Here is a 23,451-nt window from a genome sequence, read left to right as displayed (position 1 = left end):
GATGCGCGCCGTCGTCATCCGCGAGCCGGGCGGGCCGGAGGTCCTCGAGGTGCGCGAGGTCGACGCGCCCGAGGTGCCCGACGGGCACGTGCGCGTCGCCGTCCGCTACGCCGGGGTGAACCGCGCCGATCTGCTCCAGCGGCTGGGCTTTTACCCCGCGCCGCCCGGCGCCCCGCAGGACGTGCCGGGGCTCGAGTACTCCGGCGTGGTCGAGGCCACGGGGAAGGGTGCGCGCCGCTTCGCGCCGGGGGATCGCGTCTTCGGCCTCCTCGCGGGCGGCGCCTACGCCGAGCGGGTCGTCGCGCACGAGCGCGAGGTCGCCCCGGTGCCGGACGGGCTCACGGACGAGGAGGCGGCGGCCGTCCCCGAGGCGTTCGTCACCGCCTACGACGCGCTCGTGACGCGCGCCCGGCTCGCGCCCGGCGAGCGCGCGCTGGTGCACGCGGTTGGCAGCGGCGTGGGCACGGCCGGCCTCCAGATCGCCCGCGCGCTCGGGTGCTTCGTCGTCGGGACGTCGCGCACGCAGGACAAGCTGGATCGCTGCCGCGAGCTCGGGCTGCACGCCGGGATCGCGGCGTCGGGCGCGGCGTTCGCGGGCGAGGTGCTGAAGGCGACCGGAGGCGCGGGGGTCGACGTGGTCCTCGAGCTCGTCGGAGGCGCGTACGTCGGCGAGGACATCAAGGCGTGCGCGCCGAGGGCCCGGATCGCGCTCGTCGGGCTGACGGCCGGCGCGTCCACGGAGCTCGACCTGCGCGAGCTCCTGCGGAAGCGCATCGAGCTCTTCGGCACCGTGCTCCGCTCGCGCCCGCTCGAGGAGAAGATCGCGGCGGCGCAGGTGCTCGAGCGGAACATCTCCCCCTGGCTCGCGAGCCGCGCGGTGCGGCCGGTCGTCGACCGGGTCTTCCCGATCGGCGATGCCGCCGCGGCGCATATTTACGTCGCCAGCAACGCGTCGTTCGGGAAGGTGCTGCTCCAGCTCGGCGGGTGAGAGCGAGCGCGGCTGTCAGCTGCCGCGGCCGGTGAGCCGCGCGAGCGCGCCGGCCTCCGCGTCGTGCGCCTCGGCCTCGTCAGCCGGCGTCCACGACATGTCGACCTCGAGGCGGTACGAGCCCTCGAACGCGTGCGGCGGCGAGCCGCCCCACTCCTCCGGCGAGAGCATCGAGAGGTAAGGGACGCCGTCGCCGCGCCGGTACAGGTGGTAGACGTGGCCGGGCCGCTTCTTGAAGCTGCACGCCGCCCGGTGGAGCTCGCCGTCGCGCTGCGCCGCCTCGAGGACCCGCCGCGCCTCCTCCTGGAGCGACCGGATCTGCCGCGCGATCTGCGCGAGCTTGCCGCCGGTGACCGCGCCGAGCAGCGCGTCCGCCTGTTGGATCTCCCGCGCCACGTCGACGAGCTCGTGCGGCGCGGAGAGCCGGCTCAGGGGATAGGGCGAGGTGCGGGAGGGCCCCTCGTGGCGGCCGCCGCCGTGCTTCGTGTAGCCGTCGTCGCTCATGCGGTCCACGTCGTCATGGATCGTCCACGGCCCGGCGTCACGGGTCAGGGCACCCGTCTTCATCCGCGACGCCGTCCTCGTCTTCCTTCTGCGTGGGGCAGCGGTCCTCGTCGTCGAAGACGCCGTCTTCGTCGTTGTCCCCTTCGGGGCACCCGTCGTCGTCCTGGAAGCCGTCGCGGTCCTCCGCGAGCTCGCCGCACTGATCGACGTCGTCGGGAACGCCGTCCTCGTCGGCGTCGTGGACGCGCGGGGTCCAGGCCACCGAGAGGACGGCGCGCAGCGGCGTGGTGCCGACGCCGCCGGCCAGCGCCGTCTCGACGCCGGCCAGGAACGAGACGTCGCCCAGCGCGTAGCGCGCGGCGAGGCCGAGCTCGAGCGCGGCCGCTTCCTGGCCCGCGAACGGCGCGATCGGCGAGAGCGGGAGGTGCCCGTGCGCCTCCAGGAAGAACGTCGTGCGCCCTTCCGGGTCGATGCCCAGGATCTGCGGCCAGAACGAGAGGCCGAGGCCGAAGGGGAGCTCGTGGCCGAACACCGTGGGGCACGGATCGTCGCCCGCGGCGGAGACCGGGGTCGCCTGGCACCCGAAGCGGGCCTCGTCGGCGCGGAGCTTGACCCCCGCCGCGAGGTGCGCGCCGAAGGCGATCAGACGGTACTCGGCGAGGAGCCTGAGCTCGTTCGTGACGCCCCCCTCGCCCACGAACGACGCCTCGTCCCCCGTGGGCAGCGTGAAGCGCTCGTGCAGCGCGAGCGCGAGCCCGCCGAAATCGCCGCCGGTGGGCTGCACGAGCGTGAGCTTGCCGACGAGGCCGAGATCACCGAGCGCCTGCGCCGGGAGCCACGTGTCGCCGAGCACCCGCGTGGCGTCGGACATGGGCGCGTCGCCGGTCTGGTGGAGGACCACGGGCAGCGTGAGCCCCACGAGCAAGCGCCGCGCGATGCCCACGCCGGCCGCGAAATCCGCGCTGACCTGGTGGCGGATGACGTCGAAGCGGACCTCGCCCGAGGCGGGATCGCGGAGCACGATGGGGCGGTAGGCGTACGACGCCCAGAGGCTCGCGCTCCACTCGCCCGTGTCCGGGGTCGCGGCGGGCTCGAGGTAGACGCCGGCCCCTGGGTCGATCGAGGCGCGGAACCCGCGGAGATCGGCCGACGGCTGCGCGGCCGCGAGCGGGGCCACAGACGCGGCGAGCAGCGAGGACAGGGCGATGGCGCTCGGTCGCATGGCCGGTGGAGACTAGACGAGCGCACGGGAAGCGCACGGGAAAGTGGGCCCCGTCGCGCTCGCGGCCGGCGCGCCGCGCGCGGCGCGCCGGCCGCGAGCGCGACGGCCGGCGCCGGGCGCGGGGCGAACCACGGCGCGCGGCGCGCGGCCGGCCCCCGAAACATCGCGTTCCGCCGCGGGTTGTGCGATAGCGGGGGCATGGACTCCATCCGGATCCGGGGCGGGAAGCCGCTCTCCGGCAAGATCCGCATCAGCGGCGCGAAGAACGCCGCGCTGCCGATCCTCTGCGCGACGCTGCTCTCCGACGGGGAGAGCTTGCTCCGCAACGTGCCCGCGCTGCGCGACATCGAGACGACCTCGGCGCTGCTCCGGTTCCTCGGGCGCAACGTCGAGACCGCGCCGCCGCTCGTGAAGGTCGGCGCCGGCGACAACGTGCGGCCCGAGGCGCCTTACGAGCTCGTCAAGCAGATGCGCGCGAGCGTCATGGTCCTCGGCCCGCTGCTCGCGCGCTTCGGCCGCGCCAAGGTGTCGCTCCCCGGCGGCTGCCAGATCGGGACGCGCCCGGTGGATCAGCACCTCAAGGGCCTCGAGGCGCTCGGCGCGACGATCCGGCTGTCGCGCGGCTACATCGTCGCGGAGTGCAAGCGGCTGCGCGGCGCGGAGGTCGTGTTCGATCTGCCGACGGTGACCGGCACCGAGAACCTGATGATGGCCGCGGCGCTCGCGAAGGGGCGGACCACGCTGGTCAACTGCGCGCGCGAGCCCGAGGTCGAGGAGCTCGGCCGGGTGCTCAACAAGATGGGCGCGCGCGTGAGCGGCGCCGGCACGGACGTCATCCACATCGAGGGCGCGGACGAGCTGGAGCCGTTCGACCACGCGATCATCTCCGATCGGATCGAGGCCGGCACGTACATGGTCGCGGCGGCCGCGGCCGGCGGCGACGTGCTGATCGAGAACGCGCCGCTCGAGGACCTCGAGGCGGTCGCGGCCAAGCTCCGCCAGGCGGGCGTCGAGGTGGGCCGCGAGGGCGACTGCGTGCGCGTCCGCCGCGAGGGGCGGCCGCTGCGCGCCGTCGACGTCACGACGGCGCCGCACCCGGGCTTCCCGACCGACATGCAGGCGCAGTTCATGGTCCTGATGTGCCTCGCGCAGGGCACGTCGCGCATCGTCGAGACCATCTTCGAGAACCGCTTCATGCACGTCCCCGAGCTCGCGCGGATGGGGGCGCACATCGACGTGGACGGCCACACGGCGCACGTGCACGGCGGCGCGCCGCTGTCGGGCGCGACCGTGATGGCCACCGATCTGCGCGCGAGCGCGTCGCTCGTCATCGCCGGGCTCGTGGCGACCGAGGGCGAGACCGAGGTGCTGCGCGTCTACCACCTGGATCGCGGCTACGAGTTCATGGAGCGCAAGCTCGCGCAGCTCGGCGCCGACACGGCGCGCGTCGAGGGGCGGGACGGATGACGAAGCCCCTCACCATCGCCGTCCCCAAGGGGCGGATCCTGAAGGACCTCATCCCGCTCGTGCGGCGCGCCGGCCTCGACAGCACGCCCCTCGAGGAGAACGATCGCCGCCTGGTCCGACCGACGGCGGACGGCGCGTTCCGGTACGTGTTCCTGAAGCCGGACGACGTCCCGACCTACGTCGAGTACGGCGCCGCCGATCTCGGGGTCTCCGGCCGTGACACGCTCCTCGAGCGCCGCCACGATCTCTACACGCCGCTCGATCTCGGCATCGGCCGCTGCCGCCTCGTCGTGGCCGGGCCGGAGGACACGCCGGTGCCCGATCTGCCGCGCGTCGCCACGAAGTACCCGCGGATCGCCGGGGATCACTTCGCGAGCAAGGGCGTGGTGGCCGAGATCATCCCCGTCCACGGCTCGGTGGAGCTCGCGCCGCTCGTCGGGCTCTCCCACCTCATCGTCGATATCGTCGAGACGGGCTCGACGCTGCGCGAGAACCGCCTCGAGGTGCTCGAGACGGTCACCGAGGTGAGCACCCAGCTCATCGCGAACCGCGCGTCCTACAAGCTGCGGAGCGACGTCATCCGCCCGCTGGTCGAGCGCCTGCGGGCCGCGACGGCCGGCGCGGGGCGGTGATCGCCGTGGGGGCGCTCATCGCCGCTCGCTGATCGAGGACAGCCGCCGTCCGGAGACCCAGAGAGAGGAGGCCCAGCTGCTATCGCATCTCGCCGCGCTCCCGGCCGACATCGACACCTGGGTGGGAGGGGGGACCAGCGTCGTCGCGGGCGTGCACCGCGAGCAGCCCGCGGCCCTTCGCTTCGACGCGCTCGCGCAGGCCGAGGTCGGGCTCCGGCTCGCGAGCGGCTCGCTGTACTTCCGGCTCGATCTCGACGTGCAGGCCACCACGGCGCCGCTCGGGCTGCCGGCGTTCGGGCTGCCGGCGTTCGTCTACCCCACGTGGTCCTTGCTGACGCCGGGGATCAAGATCGGCCCGCCCGAGTGGGCGATGCTCCAGATTGGCCGCGAGGATCACCACCTCCGGCTGGGCATCATCACGCACCCGATTGGCATCGAGGACTGGGACGGCTGGATCAACTATTTCCCGACGACCTCGACCATGATCAGCACCGTCCCGGGCCGGATGCTCGGCGTGGAGCCCGGGCTCGTCCTCGGCGAGGGATACGAGATCAACCTCTTCGGCGGCTTCGATCTCGACGTCGACGCGCCGACGTTCGGCGCCGGTCTCACCACGATGCAGCCGCTCTGGTCGACCTGGTCGGGCGTCGCGCTGTATCCGTCGATCGATTTCTACTCGGCGGTCGTCGCCCTGGAGCTCTACCCGGCCGAGGCGCTGTCCGTGTCGATCGACGGCAGCGTCGGGCTGGTCGGCGCGGCGGACGAGGCGGGAGCGATCGCGCTGAATCCATGGGTGGGAGGCGAGATCATCGCCAATGTCCTCCCGAAGGTGGCAATCCATCCGGTCTTTCGAGTCCAGGCTCTCCACGAATCGGAAGGCGCCCTCTCTGCCTATCTGTTCGCGCCTCAGCCGAGCCTCTCCGCGAGCGCCGGGCTCACCTACTCGCCGTTCGATGAGCTCAAGCTCAGCCTCGAGGGCAAGGTCTCCAGGGTCGAGGACGACATCCTGCCCGGCGTGTTCGCCCTCGTGGCGCTCCGCCGGCCTGAGCCGCCGCCCTACGCCGCCAAGTGAGGCGACGGAAGCGGCGCCGCGCTGCCGCACTTTTCCATGGAGGGGTGAGCCGGCGCGAAACACTCGAAACGTAACGTGCCGGAGCGTAACAAAACGTAACACGTAACTCACACGCGCCCGCGCGGGCGCGTACACGGACGTCCGTCGACCCTGTTTTTCGAGTCTCGCGCGGGCGCGGCCTTGTGATAGGGTGGCGGCCCCTCTCATGAAAATCCACGAGTATCAAGGCAAGCAGCTCTTCGCTCGCTACGGAGTGCCGGTACCGAAAGGGGAGCCCGCTTTCCAGGCGAGTGAGGTGGCGCCGATCGCCGATCGGCTCATCGCCCAGACAGGCAACCCGGTCGTCGTCGTGAAGGCGCAGATCCACGCGGGCGGCCGCGGCAAGGGCGGCGGCGTCAAGGTCGCGAAGGGTGGCAGCGCGGAGGCGAACGCGCTCGCCGAGAAGATCCTCGGCATGCAGCTCGTCACCAATCAGACGGGCCCCGAGGGGCAGAAGGTCCGGCGGCTCTACATCGAGCAGGGCCTCGACATCGCGCGCGAGCTCTACTTCGCGATGCTCGTCGATCGCGAGCGCCGCCGCGTCGCGGTGATCGCCTCGACCGAGGGCGGCATGGACATCGAGGAGGTGGCCCACAGCACGCCGGAGAAGATCTACAAGCTCTTCATCGATCCGGTGCTCGGCCTCGCTCCGTACCAGGGGCGGCAGCTCGCGATCGCGCTCGGGCTCACCGCGAAGGAGACGCAGCGCCAGTTCCTGAAGCTCGTGGCCTCGCTCTATGCGTGCTTCACCGCGGAGGACTGCTCGCTGCTCGAGATCAACCCGCTCGTCGTGACAGGCGCCGGCGACGTCTTCGCGCTCGACGCGAAGGTGAGCTTCGACGACAACGCCGAGTTCCGGCACGCCGACTGGAACGGGATGCGCGACGTCGACGAGGAGGATCCGGTCGAGCTGCAGGCGAAGCGGGCCGGGCTGTCCTACGTGTCGCTCGACGGCGACATCGGCTGCCTCGTGAACGGCGCCGGGCTCGCGATGGCGACGATGGATATCATCCTCCATTACGGCGGAAAGCCGGCGAACTTCCTGGACGTCGGCGGCGGCGCCTCGCAGGAGCAGGTGAAGACCGCGTTCCAGATCATCCTCCGGAGCGAGCGGGTCCGCGGCATCTTCGTGAACATCTTCGGCGGCATCATGCGCTGCGACGTCGTCGCGGCCGGGGTCATCGCCGCGGCGAAGGAGCTCGGGCTCAAGGTGCCTCTCGTGGTGCGCCTCGAGGGGACGAACGTCGAGGCCGGCCGCAAGCTGCTCGACGAGAGCGGACTGACCATCCAGTCGGCGAGCTCCATGGCCGACGGCGCGCAGAAGATCGTGGCCGCCACGCGCGGCGGCAAGGCCGGCGCCTAGGGCGCCCGCGTGCACCGAGCCTCGAACCCAGTTGAGCAGCGAGCCAGCGGCGGTGGCCGAGCTCCTGTCCACGTTGAAGGTAGAGTAATCAAGCGATGAGCATCCTCGTCAACAAGGACACGCGGGTCGTCTTCCAGGGCATCACGGGCGCCTACGGGTCGCAGCACGCCCGCGCCTGCATCGAGTACGGGACGAAGGTCGTCGCCGGCGTGACGCCGGGCCGCGGCGGCCAGCGATTCGAAGACAAGGTGCCGATCTTCGACACGGTCGAGCAGGCCGTGCGCAACGAGGGCGCCGATGTCTCGTGCATCTTCGTGCCGCCGGTCGGCGCGGCGGACGCGATCACCGAGGCCATCGATGCGGGCTGCAAGCTCGTCATCTGCATCACCGACGGCGTGCCGGTGCTCGACATGATCCGCGTCCGTCGCTTCCTCGAGGGGAAGCCGGCGCGGCTCATCGGGCCGAACTGTCCCGGCGTGATCACCCCGGGAGAGTGCAAGATCGGGATCATGCCGGGCCACATCCACAAGAAGGGCCACATCGGCGTCCTCTCCCGCTCGGGCACGCTGACCTACGAGGCGGTCGGCCAGCTGAGCGCCCTCGGCATCGGGCAGTCGAGCTGCGTGGGCATCGGCGGCGATCCGGTCGGCGGCATGGACTTCATCGACGTGCTCGAGCTCTTCAACCAGGATCCCGACACCCACGGCGTGGTGCTGATCGGCGAGATCGGTGGGACGGCCGAGCAGCGCGCGGCGGCGTGGATCAAGAAGAACATGAAGAAGCCGGTGGCAGCGTTCATCGCCGGCCGCGCGGCGCCTCCGGGCAAGCGCATGGGCCACGCTGGCGCGATCATCGCGGGCGGCGAGGGCACGGCGGCCGAGAAGATCGCGGCGCTCGAGGCGGCGGGGGCCAAGGTGGCCGCCACGCCGGCCGAGATGGGCATCGCGATGCAGGCCGCGATGGCGGCGGCGCGCTGATCTGATTGCCCGGCCCTGCCCGGCCCGTGGCGAGGGTGCTCGTTGGGCGGGGTGGGGGCCCCGCCGAACTCGCCCGAGACATCTCTCCTCCAGCTTCGCCGGAGGAGAGATGCCTCGGGCTCAGACATCGGCCCATCCCCCACCCCGCCCAACGAGCACCCTCGCCACGGGCCTACCGCTGTCCCTTTTCAATCCATCTCGGACATCGGCCCATCCCCCGGGACTACTGCTGTCGTTGTTGACGCATGTCGGGTATCGGCTCATCCGCCCGACAAGCATCCTCGCTACCGGACGCCGGAGTTCGCGTGAAGATGCGCTCTTCAACCGCTTCTCAACACAAGCAGCGGTTTTCCTGCGCCGCTTCGATCACGCGCCGAGCGGTATCGTCCGCCGCTCTGCGGCGCTCTTCATCGCGGCCTCGATGACGCGGATCACGTCGCGCGCCTCCTCGGCGCGCACCGGCGGCGGGGCGCCGTCGAGGATCGCCGCCGCGATGCCCTCGTAATAGGCCTCGTAGGCGCCGGGCAGGCTCTCGATGACGCGGCGCTCGCCGCTCGCCGTGACGAGCGTGCCGAACCAGCGCGGGTCCTCCCGCCCCCACTCCGGCACGCCCGGGCGCGCGCCCGCCTTGAGGGCGTCCTCCTGGCCGTCGATCCCGTACTTGAGGAAGCTCCCGCCGTCGCCATGGACCGCGAAGCGCGGCCCCGGCTCGGGCACCAGCGTCGAGGAGCGGACGATCACCCGGCGCTTGCCGTAGTCGAGGGTCAGGTGGAAATAGTCCACCGTTCGCGCCCCGGATCGCTGCGCGAGGACGTCGGCGGTCACCGCGCGCGGCAGGCCGAAGAGCACGAGCGCCTGGTCGATCAGGTGCGCGCCCAGGTCGTACAGGATCCCCGATCCCGGCGCGTCCTGCTCTCGCCAACCCTGCTTGATGGCGGGGCGGAAGCGATCGAAGTGCGCCTCGTACGAGGCCACCTCGCCGAGCAGACCCTGCTCGATGCAGCTGCGCACGGTGCGGAAGTCCGCGTCCCAGCGGCGGTTCTGGAAGACCGAGAGGAGCCGGCCCCGGCGCTCGGCCAGCGCGATGAGCTCGTCCGCCTCGGCGCTCGTGATCGTGAACGGCTTGTCGACGACGACGTGCTTGCCCGCCTCGAGCGCGGCGCGCGCGAGCGGGAAGTGGGTCTCGTTGGGCGAGGCGATGACAACGAGGTCGATCCCCGGCTCGGCGATCAACACCTCGGGCGTCGGATGCACGGCGACGCCCGAGTGGTCGGCCATGACCTGGCCCTCCCGGCGGGTCGCAATGGCGGCGAGGCGCAGGCGTGGGACGGACCGGATCAGCGGGGCGTGGAAAACGGCACCGGCAAGGCCGTAGCCGACGAGGCCGACATAGACGCGCTGGGACATGGCAGGACAGGCTCGTCCGGGACGCTAGCCCGAAGAGGCGCTGGGGGGAAGCCCAGGCCCGAAGACGCCGAGGAGCCTCCAGAAGCGCGTGACGGCGGCTGGCGAACCGCCACATGCATCCGCAAACCCACGCACGCTCGCGCCTCGCGTGACGGCGGCTGGCGAACCGCCACAGGCATCCGCAACACCACGCACGCTCGCGCCTGGTGAGCCGCCACAGGCATCCGGCACGCCGCGATTGCGCCTGGCGAGCTGCCACAGGCACCCGCCGCGTTCGCCATCGCGCTCGGCGATATGCCCAGAGCATCCACATCGCTCGTCATCCCACGAGGCACTCCGCACAGGGCTTCTTCGACGCCTACGAGCTCACGCCGGAGGCACGCGCGAGCGATGATCACGGGCGAAGTGGTCACCGCGCATCCAATGTCGTCGCCCGTGCCCCTCATCGCCGTGGAACGAGGCGGTTCGTGCAGACGCGGCGGGGCGGTTGCGATACCCTCCTGCGCTTGGAGGCTTTGATGCAAGCCAAGAGCATCCTTTCCGTGGTGGCCCTGACCACCTTGATCGCCGGCAGCCCCCTCGCGGCAGGGTGCAAGACCACCGCCGAGGCCAGCGTGACCGAGGAGTCGGTCCAGGCGGTCCCCGTGGCCATCGAAGATCCGTTGACCGAGGAGCACGACGGCGGCTCGGTCGGGTGGGATTTCGCGCCCGATGGCGCCGTGAAGGCGATCGTGAAGGCGCCTGACGGCAAGCCCATCGACAAGGACGTGAGCGGCACGCTCAGCTGGAAAGGGCCGAACGGCGACGCGCAGGCCCCGCTCGCGCTCGACGCGAAGACAGGGCTCCTCGTCGCGACCGGGCCCAAGCTCGAGGCCGATCTCACCGAGGTGAAGTACAACATCAGCGTCTCCGGGAAGCCGTGGAATGGCACGCTCCACGTGCCCTCAGGGGGCACGAAGGTCATCGTCGAGGGCGCGAGAAAGGCCGAGAAGAGGCCCATCCCCCCCGGCAAGACGGGCCCGAACGGCGGGGTGATCCAGGTGGTCGGCGACGACACGATCGAGGTCGTCGCGGACAAGGCCTCCGGCCAGGTCAGGGTCTACGTCCTCGACGCGGACCTGAAGCCGGTCCCCGTCGGCGACCGCAAGATCAAGCTCGGCTTCGTGGGACAGGGCTCCGAGCTCGTCGTGCTCACCCCCGGCCCGGGCGGCCTCTACTGCGTCGGCAAGGTCGCGGCGAAGGTCAACCCGGTGAAGCTCACCGTCGTCGTGGCGCACCCGACGCACGCCGACGTGGTGCTCGTCGGCTATCGCCCCGGCGTGCACGTCGTCGTCGGCCCGAGCGCGCCGGCCGTGAACGTCGTGGTGGCGACTGCGTGGAACGTGGATGTGAGGGTCAAGACGGCTCCAGGCGTGGTGGTGGTCCACGATGACGACGACGACGACGATGACGACGGCCGACCGGTCCACATCCACGTTCACGGCAAGCACAAGCACAAGCACAAGCACCACCCCCACCACCGCCACTAGGAGCCCCCTCGCGCGGCGCTGGGCGGCCTACCTCACCGCCGAGGTCGACGCCGCCTCGCTCGCCGTCTTCCGCGCCGGCTATGGCGCCCTGATCGCATGGGAGGTCGTCCGGTACGCCCTCCACGATCGGATCTACCGCTATTACATCGAGCCAGGCTTCTTCTTCAGCTTCGTCCCCTTCGTCCGCCCGTGGGGCGGGACGGGGATGTACTGGCACTTCGGCGCCCTCTTCGTCCTCGCGCTGCTCTGCGCCGTCGGGCTCTTCTACCGGGTGAGCGCCGCGCTCCTCTGCGCCGCGCTCACCTATGTCTTCCTCCTCGACAAGGCACAATACCTCAACCACCTCTATCTCCTCTGCCTCCTCGGGCTGCTGCTCGCCGCCGCCCCGGCGCACCGCGCGCTCTCGCTGGATCGCCTCCGCGCGCGGCGCGCCTCGCCCGCAGGGGCGGCGCCCGACGCGCCGGCGGAGACCGTGCCGCGCTTCTATCTCTTCGCCCTGAAGGCCCAGATCGCCATCGTCTACTTCTACGGCGGCGTCGCGAAGCTGAACGGCGACTGGCTCCGGGGGCAGCCGCTCACCATGTGGCTCGCCGCGCACGGCGACGCGCCCCTCGTCGGGCCGCTCCTTGCCTCGCCGACAGCGGGGCTCGCGCTCTCGTATGCGGGGCTCTTCATCGACCTCTCGATGGGCTTCCTGCTCTTCTCCCGGCGCACCTTCCCCTTCGGCGCGGCGCTCGCCGTGGCGTTCAACCTCTCCAACGCCCTCCTGTTCAAGATCGGTATCTTCCCCTACGCGATGATCGCCTCGCTCGCGCTGTTCCGCGATCCATCGTGGCCGAGGCGGCGGCTGCCCTTACTGTTCAAGGGCGCGGACGCCCCCGGCGACGTCGCCCGCGCCCCCTCGCCCGCCGCGCCGCGCCGGAGCGCGCTGCCGCTCGCGCTGCTCCACGGATATCTCCTGTTCCACCTCGTGGTGCCGCTCCGCCACTGGGTCTACCCGGGCGACGTCGCCTGGAACGAGGCCGGACACCGCTTCTCGTGGCGCATGAAGCTGCGCGACAAGAACGTGAGCGAGCTCGGGATTCACGTGCTGGATCCGAGGACCGGCGTGCGCGAGCCGCTCGACGTCGAGGCGTGGCTCACGGACCGCCAGCTCGGGGAGATGTGCGCGCGGCCCGACATGCTCGTCGACTTCGCGCACCACGTGGCCGATCGCTTGCAAAAGGACTCCGGGGTGCGGCCCATCGTCACGGCCAAGGTCGTCGCGTCGCTGAACGGAGGTCCCCTCCGCGACCTCGTCGATCCGACGCTCGATCTCGCGTCGCAGCCGCGCGGCCTCCTCGCGGTCGTGCAACCCCCCTAGCTCCGCGTCGCCAGACGGGTCCTGGCTTGCGCGCACACCGTAGGCCCGAAAATGCCTCACCCGCGCCCAGGAACGAACCTGGGCGCTTCGCGTCGAGTACTCCGCATCACACACAACGACAAGCAACGCGACGTTGCAGCGTGACACAGCACACGTCGAGCCCCCTTCTTTGCACTCCCTGGGTGAATCTGCAGAAGACCGCCCTATACTGGTCCTCCCCGGACGCAATCGTCCGCGCGGTACGTGTGGACGAGGCGATCACGAGGCGGAGCGCAAGCACGTCATGACCACCACAACACCGTTCGATCTGCCAGGACACGTCGTCGAGCAGCTGATCCATGAGGGCGGCAAGACCCACGTTTACCGCGGCCGCCGCGCCGCGGATCAGCGGCCGGTCGTCATCAAGACGCTGAAGGGGGAGCACCCGAGCGTCCGCGATCTCGCCCTGTTGCGGCACGAGTTCAGCCTCCTGCGCGATCTGGATCACGATTCCGTGGTGAGGGTGTGCTCGCTCGAGAGGACGCGCGGCGGCCTCGCCCTCGTCACGGAGGCGGTCGAGGGCACGACCCTGAGGGCGATCCTCGACGATCGCCGGCTGGATCTCCGCGCGGCGCTGGCGCTCTCGGCGGCCATCGCCGACGCCATCGGCGCGGTGCACCGCTGTCACGTCACGCACAAGGACATCAATCCCAGCAACATCATCGTCAGCTCGGACCTGCGCCGCGCCACGCTCATCGACTTCGGCGCCTCGTCGCGGCTCAAGCAGGAGCTTCAACAGTCGACCTCGGCGTCCACCCTGCAAGGCACGCTCGCGTACATGTCGCCCGAGCAGACCGGGCGCATGAACAGAGGCATCGATTACCGCGCCGACCTCTACTCGTTCGGTGTCACGCTGTATGAAATGCTGACCGGAGCCCTGCCGTTCCCGGACGGCGATCCGCTGGACGTCCTCTACAGCCATATCGCGCGGCAGCCCGCCCCGCCGCACGAGCTCTGCGGGGATGTCCCCCGGCCGGTCTCCGAGATCGTCATGAAGCTCCTCGCCAAGGCGCCCGAGGACCGCTACCAGAGCGCGTACGGCGTCAAGGCAGACCTCGCGGAGTGCCTGCGCTCCCTCGATCAGACGGGCCGGGTCCACCCCTTCCCCGTCGGTCAGCGCGATCGCAGCCACGAGCTGCGCGTCCCGCAGAAGATCTACGGCCGGGACGCGGAGCGGGACCGGCTCCTGGCCGCCTTCGAGCGGGCCCGCGCGGGCGCCGCGGAGCTCGTGCTCGTCTCCGGCTACTCCGGCGTCGGCAAGAGCGCGCTGGTCCACGAGACCTACAAGGCCATCGCCAGGGTCGGCGGCCACTTCGCCCACGGCAAGTTCGATCAGCTGAACCGCGGCGTGCCCTGCGCCTCGGTCGTCCAGGCGTTCAGGGGGCTCGTGCAGCAGCTCCTCTCCGAGCGGACAGACGCGCTGGCCCACTGGCGAGCGGAGCTCGGCGCGGCGCTCGGCCCGAACGCCGGGCTCCTCGTCGACCTCATCCCCGAACTCGCGCTCATCGTCGGCGAGGCGCCCGCGGTCGCGGCGCTCGGCCCCTCCGAGTCGCAGAACCGCTTCGACATGGTGTTCCGGAGCTTCCTTGGCGTGTTCGCCGCTCCGTCGCACCCGCTGGTCCTGTTCCTCGACGACCTCCAGTGGGCGGACCCGGCGTCGCTCAGGCTGCTCAGGCTCCTGCTCACCGACGCCGACACACGCCATCTCCTGGTCGTCGGGGCCTACCGCGACAACGAGGTGAGCCCGGCGCACCCGCTCGTCATCACCCTCGACGCGGTCCGCGCCGCGAGCGCGGCCGTGACCGACATCCCCCTCGCCCCGCTCTCGCAGGACGACGTGACGGCGCTGGCCTCGGACGCCCTCGGCCGCGCGGCGCAGGACGTCGCTCAGCTCTCCGAGCTCATCCACGACAAGACGCTGGGCAACCCGTTCTTCATGGGGCAGTTCCTGCGCATGCTGGGCGACGACGGGCTCCTCCGGTGCGACCCGGAGACCGGCAGATGGACATGGGATCTCGCAGCCATCGAGTCGCGGGCCGTGACGGACAACGTCGCCGACTTCATGATCGCCAAGCTGCAGAGGCTCGCGCCGCCCACCCAGCGCGCCCTGACGCTCGCCGCGTGCATCGGGCACCGGTTCGACCTGCGCACGCTCGCGACGATCTCCGAGCTGCCGGCCGCGCAGGCGGCGCAGGATCTCTGGGCGGCCATGCAGGAAGGGGTCCTGCTCCCCATCGACGCCGACTACCGGCTCGTGCACCCGGAAGACCCATCCCACGGCGAGCCGGCGACCGACGCGTCGCTCGCCGTCTCCTACCAGTTCTTGCACGATCGCGTCCAGCAGGCGGCCTATGCCCTCATCGCGGACGAGCACAGGTGCGCCGCCCACCTGCGCGTCGGCCGCCTGATGCTGGCCAGCCAGCGCGGCGAGCCGCAGGAAGAGCAGCTCTTCGACACGGTAAACCATCTTAACTATGGTGCCGCCCTCATCGTCGATCCCGGCGAGCGCGATCTGCTCGCGCGCCTGAACCTGCGCGCCGGGAGGAAGGCCAAGGGCTCGACCGCGTACGGGGCCGCGGCGGAGTACTTCAGCGCCGGGCGGAGCGCGCTCGGAGACGATGGCGCCTCGGGGGATCACGCGCTGCGCTGGGCGCTCACGCTGGAGGCGGCCGAGTGCGAGTACCTGTGCGGCCGCTTCACCGAGGCCGAGGCGCTGTTCCAGCGGCTGCTCGAGGTGGCGGCGTCGAACCTCGATCGGGCGCGGGTCCAGAGCCTGCGGATGAAGCTCTATCAGGTCGCCGGCCGCTACGACGAGGGCGTCACCGTCGGACAGGAGGCGCTGCGCCTGTTCGGCGTCGAGATCCCCGAGGCGAGCGAGGAGATCGGCGCCGCCGTCTCCGCCGAGGTCGCGCAGATCCCGGAGAGCATGGCGGGCAGGAGCATCGAGGACATCCTGCACGCGCCGCTGCTCGCCGACGAGCAGATGCGCGCGGTCATCAACCTGCTCGCCGACTGCGCTCCCTGCGCGTACATCGGGCGGCCGGGCGTATTCCCGCTCATCGCGCTGAAGATGCTGAACCTGTCGCTGCGGCACGGCAACACCGAGGCGTCGTGCTTCGCCTACAGCGTGTATGGGCTCATGCTGGTCGCGGCGTTCAACGATATCCCGTCGGGATTCCGCTTCTCGGAGGTGTCGATCCGGCTGAACGAGAGGCTCGGGGACGTCTCGCTGCGGGGGACGCTGCTGCACCTCCACGGCGATCACATCAACTTCTGGGTCCAGCACATCCGGAACGATCTCCCCATCCTGGAGCGGGCGTTCCTCGCGTGCATCGAGGCCGGCGACCTGGTGTACGCGAGCTACCTGGCCTTCGAGACCGTCTGGCAGGTCTACGAGAAGGGCGATCCGCTGGCGGAGGTCGACCGCGTCGCCGAGCGCTTCGCGTCGTTCGCGCGCAAGACAGGCAATCACGCCGTCCTCGAGACGATCCGGCTGGAGCAGCAGTTCCTGCGCAGCCTGAAGGGGCTCACGGCGGCCGACGCCTCGCTGAGCGAGGAGGGCTCTGCCGAATTCTCGGAAGAAGCGTGCCTGGCCGCGCTCACCCGGGCGAGCTTCGGGTGCGGTATCGCCTTTTACCACATCATCCGGCTCATCCTCCTCTATTCCCATGGTCGCCCCGAGGAGGCGCTCGCCGCGGCGGAGGCGGCGCGCCCGGTGCTCGGGGCCGTCATGGCGATGCCGATCGAGGCGACCTACCACTTCTATCTCGCGCTCACGCTGGTCGCGCTCGGCGAGCGCGACGCGCGCGAGCGCGAGCGGCACGCCGGGGCGCTCTCCGCGTCGCTCGAGAAGCTCGAGCTCTGGGCCCGCCATTGCCCCGACAACTTCCGCGTGAAGCACGTCCTGGTCCTGGCCGAGGCGGCGCGCGCCGCCGGCCGCGACGTCGAGGCGATGGGGCTCTACGACGACGCCATCGACGCCGCCCGTCAGAGCGAGTTCGTGCAGTACGAGGCGCTCGCGTCGGAGCTGGCCGGCCTGTACTACGCTCGCAAGGGCCGACGGCGCATCGCCACTCTCTATCTGGACGCGGCGATGCACGCCTACCGGCAGTGGGGGGCAGAGCGAAAGGCCACGGAGCTCATCCGGCAGCACGGGCTCGACCCGCTCCCCATCGCTCGAGGGCCCGCGGCGGAGCACGAGAAGGCCGCGGCGAGATCGAGCTCCATGTCGGTGAGCCACCCGCTCCTCCACAAGCTCGCCGACGTCGCGGCGGTGCTGCAGACGACGCACGCGATCTCCAGCGAGCTCGTGCTCGGGAAGGCGCTCGACCGCGTGATGCGCGCCGTCCTCGCGAGCGCCGGCGGACAGCGCGGCTTCCTGGTGCTCGCGCGCGAAGAGCGGTTGTTCATCGAGGCATCCGTCACCATCGATCCTGCGTCGATCGAGGTGGAGCTCCGGCGTCCGCTGGAGGAGTCCTCGGCCCTGCCGGTCAGCGTGGTCCACTACGTGGCGCGGACGCGAGAGCTGCTCATCCTGGACGACGCCGCGGCGAGCCCTCGCTTTGCCGCGGATCCCTACCTCGCCGCGCACCGGCCAAAGTCGGTGATGGGCCTCCCGCTCGTCCACCAGAACCGGCTCACGGGCGTGCTGTACGTGGAGAACACGCTCGCGAGCGGCGCCTTCACCCCGGAGCAGACCGAGCTGCTCCGCCTCCTGGGCGCGCAGGTCGCGGCGGCGCTCGAGAACGCGCTGCTCTACGGGCGGCTGCAGGAGGTGTCCGACAGGCACCGCGCCATGAACGATCGGCTCGAGAGCGAGGTGCAGCGGCGCACCGAGGAGCTGTTCTCGGTCAACGAGCGCCTTTCACAGAAGGCAGAGGAGCTGAACCGGGCCAACGAGCTGCTGCTCGAGGAGCTCCGCGAGCGCGAGCGCGCCGAGCAGGCCCGGGCAGCGCTCCAGGAGGAGATCATCGGGGTGCAGCGGCTGCGCCTCTCGGAGATGGCGACGCCCATCATCCCGATCACCGATCGCGTCCTGGTCATGCCGCTCATCGGGACGATGGACGCGGCGCGCGCCGCGCAGGTGCTGGAGGCGACCCTCGCCGGGGTGGAGCGCCACAACCCGTCCATCGTGATCATCGACATCACCGGCCTGAAGCACGTCGACGCGGGGGTCGCCGACTCGCTGATCCGCACCGCCTCGGCGCTGCGGCTGCTCGGCGCGCAGGCGATCTTGACCGGGATGCAGCCGGAGGTCGCCCGTGCGCTCACGCAGGGCGGGATCGACCTCCGAGGCCTCATCACGCGCTCGACGCTCCAGAGCGCCATCACCCACGCGATCACGCCCTCCCCTGCCGCGCGGCCCCGCTGAGCGCGCGGCGCGCTCCGCGTCGCCCCCGGCCGTCGGTGAGGTCTGCGCGGGCCGCGCGCGCCACCTTTCGGGCGCTACGGCGACGCCTGCTTGTCCTCGCAGCGCCCCAGCACGAAGATCCCGCAGACGCGCTCGTTCACAAGGCACTGCTGCCCTTCCGGGCACTGCGACGGATCGAGCACGACCGGGTCGCACGGCCTCGCGCAGAACGGGGGCGGGCCGCGCGGGGCGTCGTAGACGCCGTTGCCGTCGCGATCGAGGAAGATGGGGTTCGTGACCGCGTAGGGCGCCACCGGGTACCAGTCGGGGACCGGGGGCGACGCCGTGAAGAACCGGGAGAGCGCCTCGACCTGCGTGAACGCGAGGCTCGCGACCCGCGGCAGCTGGAGCTCGCCGAACGACACCGGCAGCGCGACCGGCGTGAGGAGGTTCTCGTCGCGCAGGCCCATCGCCACGACCACGACCCAGCCGTCCGACGGCGGCGCCGGCAACACGAGCCGCTCGTCGACGTCCACGATCGCCGACGGCCCCGAAGGCGGCTCGAGCACCCGGACCAGGCGGCCGCTCACGTAGACCTCGACGCGATCCACGCCGAACCAGCTCGCCGTCTCGATCCGCAGGTCGAGCGGCACCGTGTCGCCCTCGACCCGCGCCACGCCGCCGAACGTCGCGCCGCCGACGCTCGCGCGGACGAACGGCCCGTAGGTCGCGAACGCGCTTCCCGCGCGGAGCGCCCCGGTCGCCTCCTCGAGATCGAGCGCCGCCGGCTGGTCGGTCCGCGAGCGGAAATAGGTGCGCGGGAAGCCCGGCTCCAGCGTGGCGCCGTGGCTGTCGCTGCTCCCCACCTGCGTCGGCGAGAAGCCGTGGTCGAGGTAGCGGAACAGGTCGTCGACCTGGCCCGCGTGGAAGGTGCACGGCCGATCCGCGTCCTCCGGCGGGACCACGCCGCCCTCGCCTCCCGGGCACAGCGCTTCCCCGTCGGCCGCGGTCCTGTCGAAGTCCCAGACGGCGTCCTGCTCCTCGGGCGTCCTCGTCAGGATCCGCTTGGTCACGCTCCAGGCGAGCGCCGAGCGGGCGCGCTGCTGGCACGCCGCGTACCGCTCGCCAGGCTTGCACGCCGGCAGGCCGCCCGGGAGCTCGGCGCACGCCGCGCGGAGCGACGCCTCGTCCGTCGCGGCGTCGATCCGGGACAGGCACCGGTTGAAATCGACGACCTCCTGCACGGTGGGGGTCCGGAGCAGATCGAGCCGCTTTCCGTTGAAGACCTCCATCGCGTCGAAATCGCAGCTGCCCGCCTGGAACAGCGGGTTGCTCGCCTCGAGCGTCGGGATCGACCGGCGCAGCGTGAAGGGGTCGACGCCGAGCTGGTCGATGTACCCGATGAACCCGTCGCGCGGGTGAGCGACGATCACGAGCGCGTCCTCGCCCTCCGCCGCCGTGCCGCGCACCCCGTCGATGACGTCCCCGCCCGCGCGGCAGACCCAGTCGAAGACGCCGTGATCCGGCACGTCGAGCTCGTCGTAGCGGAGCGGGAAGCCGATGAAATGCCCGAGCTCGAGCGTCGAGACCTCGGCGCCCACCGCCGTCTTCAGGTGCGGATCGAGCCCCAGCTGCCTCACCGCGGGCTCGAGATCCGTGTGCACGTCGTGGTCGGTGGTCACCGCGACGTCGAGCCCCTCGACGACCGCCGAGGTCACCCGCTCCTCGAGCGGCAGGCCGCTGTCGAAGCTCGGGCGCTGGTGCAGGTGCATGTCGATCGACATCCAGCCCGTCGAGTCGACCTCGCGCGGCACGACCGCCTCGATCCGCCGGACCTCCCCGGCGCGCACCCCGAGGTCGGGGAGCTCGAACCGGCCGAACTCGGGCCCGCGCGTGGCGAGGACGCGGTAGCGCCCGGGCTCGATCTCGACAGCGCCCTCGCCCGTCGCCGATCGCTCGATCTGCCGGACGCCGCTGCCGAGGCGGCCGTGGCCGAGGTAAACCCGCCTCGTGCCGTCGCCCTCGAGCGGCCGCCCCGCGGCGTCGAGCGCGACGAACGTCAGCTTGGCGGGCGCGAGCCGACCCCCCTCGTCGACCACCCGGTACGCGAGCCGCGCGGGGCTCGGCAGCTCCGCCGCCACCGAGATCGTGGCCCCGGCGCCGAGCGCCACGCGGATCGGCGCCGACACGGCGGTGCCCTCGGGGTTCTCCGCGACGAGCAGGTAGCCGCCGGGCGCGAGCCGCGCGTGGAAGTCGCCGTCCTCCACCGGATCGAGCCCGAGGTCGGCGTCGATGGAGCTGAGCAGCCCCACGTCCCCCGAGCGCGCGAGGTTCGCCTCGACGAGATCGTCGACGCTCGCGAAGGCGGCGCCCGGGTCGGGGTCGCGGAAGACGTGGACGCGCGCGTTCGGCACGGGCGCGCCCGTCGACCGCCACCGCACGGCGCCCTCGAGCGCGCCGGTCGGCGTGCCCCGGGCGCCGTACACCACCTCGGCGACGCTCGCGATGTCGCCCTCGCCCACGGCGAAGTAGCGCTCGTAGGTGAACGACCGCTTCCTGTCGCACGCCTCGTCGTCGGAGTCCGCGGCGAGGCAGCTCCGGCCGGCGCTCAGGAAGGCCGTCGCCGCGCTCGTGAAGACGGGGACGTTGACCGTGGAGGGCGGGCCGCCCTCCGGCGCCTTCGTGAAATAGCCGTAGCTGACGTCGCCGCCCGCCGCGGCGACGAAGTCGAAGCTGAGCGGCTGCTGGAACGTGTCCCGGCCGGAGAAGAGGGCGTCGAACACCGCCTTCTCCTCGTCGAAGCCCATGCCGGGGCCGAAGATGTCGTTCTGGTTGCCGAAGAAGACGAAATCGCCGGCGACGATCCCGCCCTTGCGCTCGGGATCTCCGTTCCGCTCGTCGCCAAGGATGCCCCTGAAGATGTCCGAGGGGCCCGCGTAATTGTCGAGCGACAGCGGCTCCCCGCAGGCGCACGCAGGGCAGCCGTCGTCGCCCGCGGCGAGGCCGTCCTCGCACTCGAGCGCGCACGAGGCGACGCTCGGGCACCCGAGCACCTCGTCCGGCAGGAGGAGCGTCGTGCGGATCGTGACGAACCGCTCGCCCGGGCGCAGGACGTAGTCGGTGCGGAAGCGCATCGCCGGCTTGAGGCCGTCGAACAGGAGACCGAGCAAGTCCTCCTGGGTCTTCAGCACGCCGAGCGCGTGGAAGAGGAAGCCGCCGTCGCCCTCGACCCGGACGATCGCCTCCTGCCCGTCGGAGCCGTCGTTGACGACGAAGACCTCGGTGGCGCCCGGATCGGGCACGAGCAGGTTGGCGACCGGGAACGACTCGGCGAAGCGGTCGCGGCCCGACGCGCTCGCGAAGCGCGGGTCGGGGCGGCGCAGGTCGGCGTCGACAAGCGAGCCGCCGTAGACGCCCGGCCCCGGCGAGTGGCGGGGGCCGAGGATCGCGACCCGGATCTCGTCGTTTTCCAGCAGGAAATCGCCGACATCGGCCATCGCCACCGGGCCGCCGACCAGCTCGAACCGGTTCTCGATCGGCTTGGCGCGCAGGAGGTTCGGCTCGTCGCAGCCGACCAGGCCAATCAGGCCGAGGAGACCGACGAGGCCGAGGGCGCCGCGCGGCGCGGGCAGGGCGAGGGCGGAGCGGCGTCTTCGCATGGCGGGCCGCTAGAGGTTGAGCTGCAGCTGCAGCGCCACGGCGTCGTTGTCGAGCGCGACGCCGTGGCGCTCCTGCCGGTGGGTGAAGTCGGCCTGCGCCTTGAGCGTGTTGTCGATGAAGTGGTAACTCGCGCCGGCGGTGAGGGCCCAGCTGTCCGTCTCGTCCGAGAGGTCGAGGTTGGGATCGAGCCACTCGAACCGCGCGCTCACGCCGAGCTGGATGCGCCTCACGAAATAACCCACCTCGCCGACGAGCCCTACCGACGTGATCGGGGCGAGCTGGCCGAGCGGCTGCGTCGGGGTGCTCTCGGGGTCGCTCTGGTTCCAGAGGAGCTCGGCGAGCGCGTGCGCGCCCGCGGCCTGGACCAGGACGTCGGCGCCGATGCCGTGGATATCGCGCGTCCCGCCGTCGCTGAAGAAGTAGCTCGCGCCTGCGCCGACGCGGAGGCGCGAGACGGCGAGGTCCTGCACCGAGCGAGAGAGCGGGCCGAGCGGCTCGGTGGCGAGCCGCGCGACGTAGGCGATGTGGTCGAAGCGGTTGCCGAAGCTCGCGGCGTTCTCGACATAGCCGGCGAAGAACTGATCCGAGCGCTGGAAGCCGTTGAACATGCCGGCGAAGTAGCTGAACGCCCTGCCCCGGAAATGCCCCTCGACGTGGAGGCCGACCTGGCGTGAGGGCGCCATGGCGCGCACGGCGAGGGGCCGCTCGATGAGCGCGCCCTCGCCGGCGCCGGCCATCGCGGAGCGGCTGAACGGCACGTCGTGCGCGCCGAAATAGAGGTTCGCGAACGGGAAGTGGGCGTAGCCGATCCACGCCTCGGAGAGCCGCGCCGAGCCGTCCGCGCCCCCGGCGAGCTCGCCCGAGACCGCGAACGGCACGTACCCGGCGAGCCTCCCCGCGAAGCCGACGCGGGCGCGCCGCAGGCGGAACCCCTGCCCCTCGGCGACGTCGCCCGCCTGCAGGAAGGCGTCCTCGCCCACGTAGGGGACGGCCTGCGCCTGCACGAGCACGAGGGGAGAGAGCACGAGGCGGCCGATCGCGAGCTGGAACGGCGGTCCACCCGGGGAGGGCGCAGCGGCCGCCCCGGCAGGTGGCGGTACGCCCGCGGCCGCGGCGGGCGGCGCAGCGCTGGACGGCGCGGCGCCTGCCGGCGACGTGCTGGCCGCGGCTGCTCCGGGTGCGGCGACAGCGGACGGCGCAACGGGGGCAGGCGGTGCGTCCGGCGTGGCCGCGGGGGTGCCGGGTGTGGCCCCGGCAGGGGGCGTGGCCGGCGCGCCGCTCGGCGGCGCAGCTCCGGCAGGTGGCGTGGCGGGCGCGCCGCCGGGGGGAGCCGCGCCGGGCGGCGGCGCGACCGGGATGGCCGGCGCCGCGGGCGGGGGAACCGGGAGCGTGTCGGCGGCCGGAGGCTGGGTTGGCAGCCGCTGGGCGGGTTGCGCGCTGGCCTGCGGACACCAGAGCGCCACCGCTGCGAGGAGGAGAGGAGCGAGCGCAGCGCCGTCCGGCGCCGTGCCGCCCCCGCGGCGCCGCGGCCGGGCACATCGAGGATCCGCACCGCGACGAGTCCATGCGCAAGGTGTCATTGGCGTCCGTGCTGGCCGGCGGGCGAGAGGAATCGCAACGAACTCGGCAACATCGCCGCTGGCAGGCGCCTTCGTCTATCCCACGTGTCGACAGGGTGTCAACGCGCCGCCTCGCACCCGCGCGCACCAGGCGAGTTGCCCTTTCCGGGCACCTGCGATGGGCGTACACTGAGTGCTCCCGAACCCCGCGGCGCTCGACGTCGATCGCCGCCCGTTCCCGGAGGCGGGCTCGCCCCGCCGCCGCGCGGAAGGCCGGAAT

Annotated in this window: 14 protein-coding genes; 9 read left to right on the top strand and 5 right to left on the bottom strand. The window is 71.8% G+C overall.

From position 1 onward, the window contains the following. Position 1 precedes the first annotated feature (1 nt). A complete protein-coding gene (locus WME95_RS49985) occupies positions 2-988 on the top strand; it encodes an NAD(P)H-quinone oxidoreductase (RefSeq protein ID WP_437911119.1) in 987 nt (328 codons plus the stop codon). A 15-nt stretch (positions 989-1,003) separates the two neighbouring features. Here WME95_RS49985 and WME95_RS49980 read toward each other — a convergent pair whose 3' ends face one another. Together WME95_RS49980 and WME95_RS49975 are read right to left on the bottom strand one after the other, a co-directional pair. Further along, complete coding sequence (locus WME95_RS49980) at positions 1,004-1,555, bottom strand: DUF2452 domain-containing protein (protein WP_437548131.1); 552 nt, start codon at positions 1,553-1,555, stop codon at positions 1,004-1,006. Further along, positions 1,530-2,714, bottom strand: coding sequence for a hypothetical protein (locus WME95_RS49975; RefSeq protein ID WP_437906227.1), 1,185 nt, complete (start codon positions 2,712-2,714; stop codon positions 1,530-1,532). The genes WME95_RS49980 and WME95_RS49975 overlap by 26 nt, the downstream gene beginning before the upstream one ends. A gap of 198 nt (positions 2,715-2,912) precedes the next feature. On the opposite strand from WME95_RS49975, the gene murA reads away from it, so the two are divergent. The 5 genes from murA to sucD all read left to right on the top strand — a co-directional run bounded on the left by murA (position 2,913) and on the right by sucD (position 8,264). Beyond that, positions 2,913-4,181: a UDP-N-acetylglucosamine 1-carboxyvinyltransferase gene (gene murA / locus WME95_RS49970; RefSeq protein WP_012241754.1), complete on the top strand. Its 1,269-nt coding sequence runs from the start codon at positions 2,913-2,915 to the stop codon at positions 4,179-4,181. Then, positions 4,178-4,813, top strand: a complete 636-nt coding sequence (hisG, locus tag WME95_RS49965) for an ATP phosphoribosyltransferase (RefSeq protein ID WP_437548128.1) — start codon at positions 4,178-4,180, stop codon at positions 4,811-4,813. The genes murA and hisG overlap by 4 nt, the downstream gene beginning before the upstream one ends. 121 nt (positions 4,814-4,934) lie before the next feature. After that, on the top strand, positions 4,935-5,885 hold the full coding sequence (locus WME95_RS49960) for a hypothetical protein (protein ID WP_437548126.1): 951 nt from the start codon (positions 4,935-4,937) through the stop codon (positions 5,883-5,885). Between the two features lie 205 nt (positions 5,886-6,090). Next, positions 6,091-7,287, top strand: a complete 1,197-nt coding sequence (sucC, locus tag WME95_RS49955; protein WP_437548124.1) for an ADP-forming succinate--CoA ligase subunit beta — start codon at positions 6,091-6,093, stop codon at positions 7,285-7,287. Between the two features lie 95 nt (positions 7,288-7,382). After that, positions 7,383-8,264 carry a succinate--CoA ligase subunit alpha gene (gene sucD, locus WME95_RS49950; RefSeq protein ID WP_437548122.1) on the top strand — a complete coding sequence of 294 codons (882 nt, stop codon included), beginning with the start codon at positions 7,383-7,385 and terminating at the stop codon, positions 8,262-8,264. 366 nt (positions 8,265-8,630) lie between these two features. Here sucD and WME95_RS49945 read toward each other — a convergent pair whose 3' ends face one another. Further along, positions 8,631-9,671 carry an oxidoreductase gene (locus tag WME95_RS49945; protein ID WP_437906226.1) on the bottom strand — a complete coding sequence of 347 codons (1,041 nt, stop codon included), beginning with the start codon at positions 9,669-9,671 and terminating at the stop codon, positions 8,631-8,633. Between the two features lie 518 nt (positions 9,672-10,189). On the opposite strand from WME95_RS49945, the gene WME95_RS49940 reads away from it, so the two are divergent. The 3 genes from WME95_RS49940 (at position 10,190) to WME95_RS49930 (ending at position 17,973) form a co-directional block, all read left to right on the top strand. Continuing rightward, positions 10,190-11,200 (top strand): hypothetical protein, encoded by a 1,011-nt coding sequence (locus tag WME95_RS49940; RefSeq protein WP_437906225.1) that lies wholly within the window; start codon positions 10,190-10,192, stop codon positions 11,198-11,200. Next, complete coding sequence (locus tag WME95_RS49935) at positions 11,100-12,563, top strand: HTTM domain-containing protein (RefSeq protein ID WP_437906224.1); 1,464 nt, start codon at positions 11,100-11,102, stop codon at positions 12,561-12,563. The genes WME95_RS49940 and WME95_RS49935 overlap by 101 nt, the downstream gene beginning before the upstream one ends. 283 nt (positions 12,564-12,846) lie before the next feature. Then, on the top strand, positions 12,847-17,973 hold the full coding sequence (locus tag WME95_RS49930) for an AAA family ATPase (protein WP_437906223.1): 5,127 nt from the start codon (positions 12,847-12,849) through the stop codon (positions 17,971-17,973). Positions 17,974-18,047: 74 nt separating this feature from the next. Here WME95_RS49930 and WME95_RS49925 read toward each other — a convergent pair whose 3' ends face one another. Both WME95_RS49925 and WME95_RS49920 read right to left on the bottom strand, forming a co-directional pair. Further along, the gene (locus WME95_RS49925; RefSeq protein ID WP_437906222.1) at positions 18,048-21,611 is read right to left on the bottom strand and encodes a PHP domain-containing protein; all 3,564 of its coding nucleotides are present in this window, start codon (positions 21,609-21,611) and stop codon (positions 18,048-18,050) included. Positions 21,612-21,620: 9 nt separating this feature from the next. Further along, on the bottom strand, positions 21,621-22,637 hold the full coding sequence (locus WME95_RS49920) for a porin (protein ID WP_437906221.1): 1,017 nt from the start codon (positions 22,635-22,637) through the stop codon (positions 21,621-21,623). Positions 22,638-23,451 lie beyond the last annotated feature (814 nt).

The organism is Sorangium sp. So ce327 (genome assembly GCF_051530205.1).
GTDB classification, from domain to species: Bacteria; Myxococcota_A; Polyangia; order Polyangiales; family Polyangiaceae; genus Sorangium; species Sorangium cellulosum_B.
Note: the sequence above shows the minus strand (reverse complement) of the source record. Positions and strands in the feature narration are given on the sequence as shown.

Excerpts from the sequence above, each read along its gene's own strand:
- WME95_RS49925 (WP_437906222.1), bottom strand. The coding sequence starts at position 21,611 with ATGCGAAGACGCCGCTCCGCCCTCGCCCTGCCCGCGCCGCGCGGCGCC.
- WME95_RS49980 (WP_437548131.1), bottom strand. The coding sequence starts at position 1,555 with ATGAAGACGGGTGCCCTGACCCGTGACGCCGGGCCGTGGACGATCCAT.
- WME95_RS49985 (WP_437911119.1), top strand. The coding sequence starts at position 2 with ATGCGCGCCGTCGTCATCCGCGAGCCGGGCGGGCCGGAGGTCCTCGAG.
- WME95_RS49945 (WP_437906226.1), bottom strand. The coding sequence starts at position 9,671 with ATGTCCCAGCGCGTCTATGTCGGCCTCGTCGGCTACGGCCTTGCCGGT.
- sucD (WP_437548122.1), top strand. The coding sequence starts at position 7,383 with ATGAGCATCCTCGTCAACAAGGACACGCGGGTCGTCTTCCAGGGCATC.
- sucC (WP_437548124.1), top strand. The coding sequence starts at position 6,091 with ATGAAAATCCACGAGTATCAAGGCAAGCAGCTCTTCGCTCGCTACGGA.
- WME95_RS49935 (WP_437906224.1), top strand. The coding sequence starts at position 11,100 with ATGACGACGACGACGACGATGACGACGGCCGACCGGTCCACATCCACG.
- murA (WP_012241754.1), top strand. The coding sequence starts at position 2,913 with ATGGACTCCATCCGGATCCGGGGCGGGAAGCCGCTCTCCGGCAAGATC.
- hisG (WP_437548128.1), top strand. The coding sequence starts at position 4,178 with ATGACGAAGCCCCTCACCATCGCCGTCCCCAAGGGGCGGATCCTGAAG.
- WME95_RS49940 (WP_437906225.1), top strand. The coding sequence starts at position 10,190 with ATGCAAGCCAAGAGCATCCTTTCCGTGGTGGCCCTGACCACCTTGATC.
- WME95_RS49930 (WP_437906223.1), top strand. The coding sequence starts at position 12,847 with ATGACCACCACAACACCGTTCGATCTGCCAGGACACGTCGTCGAGCAG.
- WME95_RS49975 (WP_437906227.1), bottom strand. The coding sequence starts at position 2,714 with ATGCGACCGAGCGCCATCGCCCTGTCCTCGCTGCTCGCCGCGTCTGTG.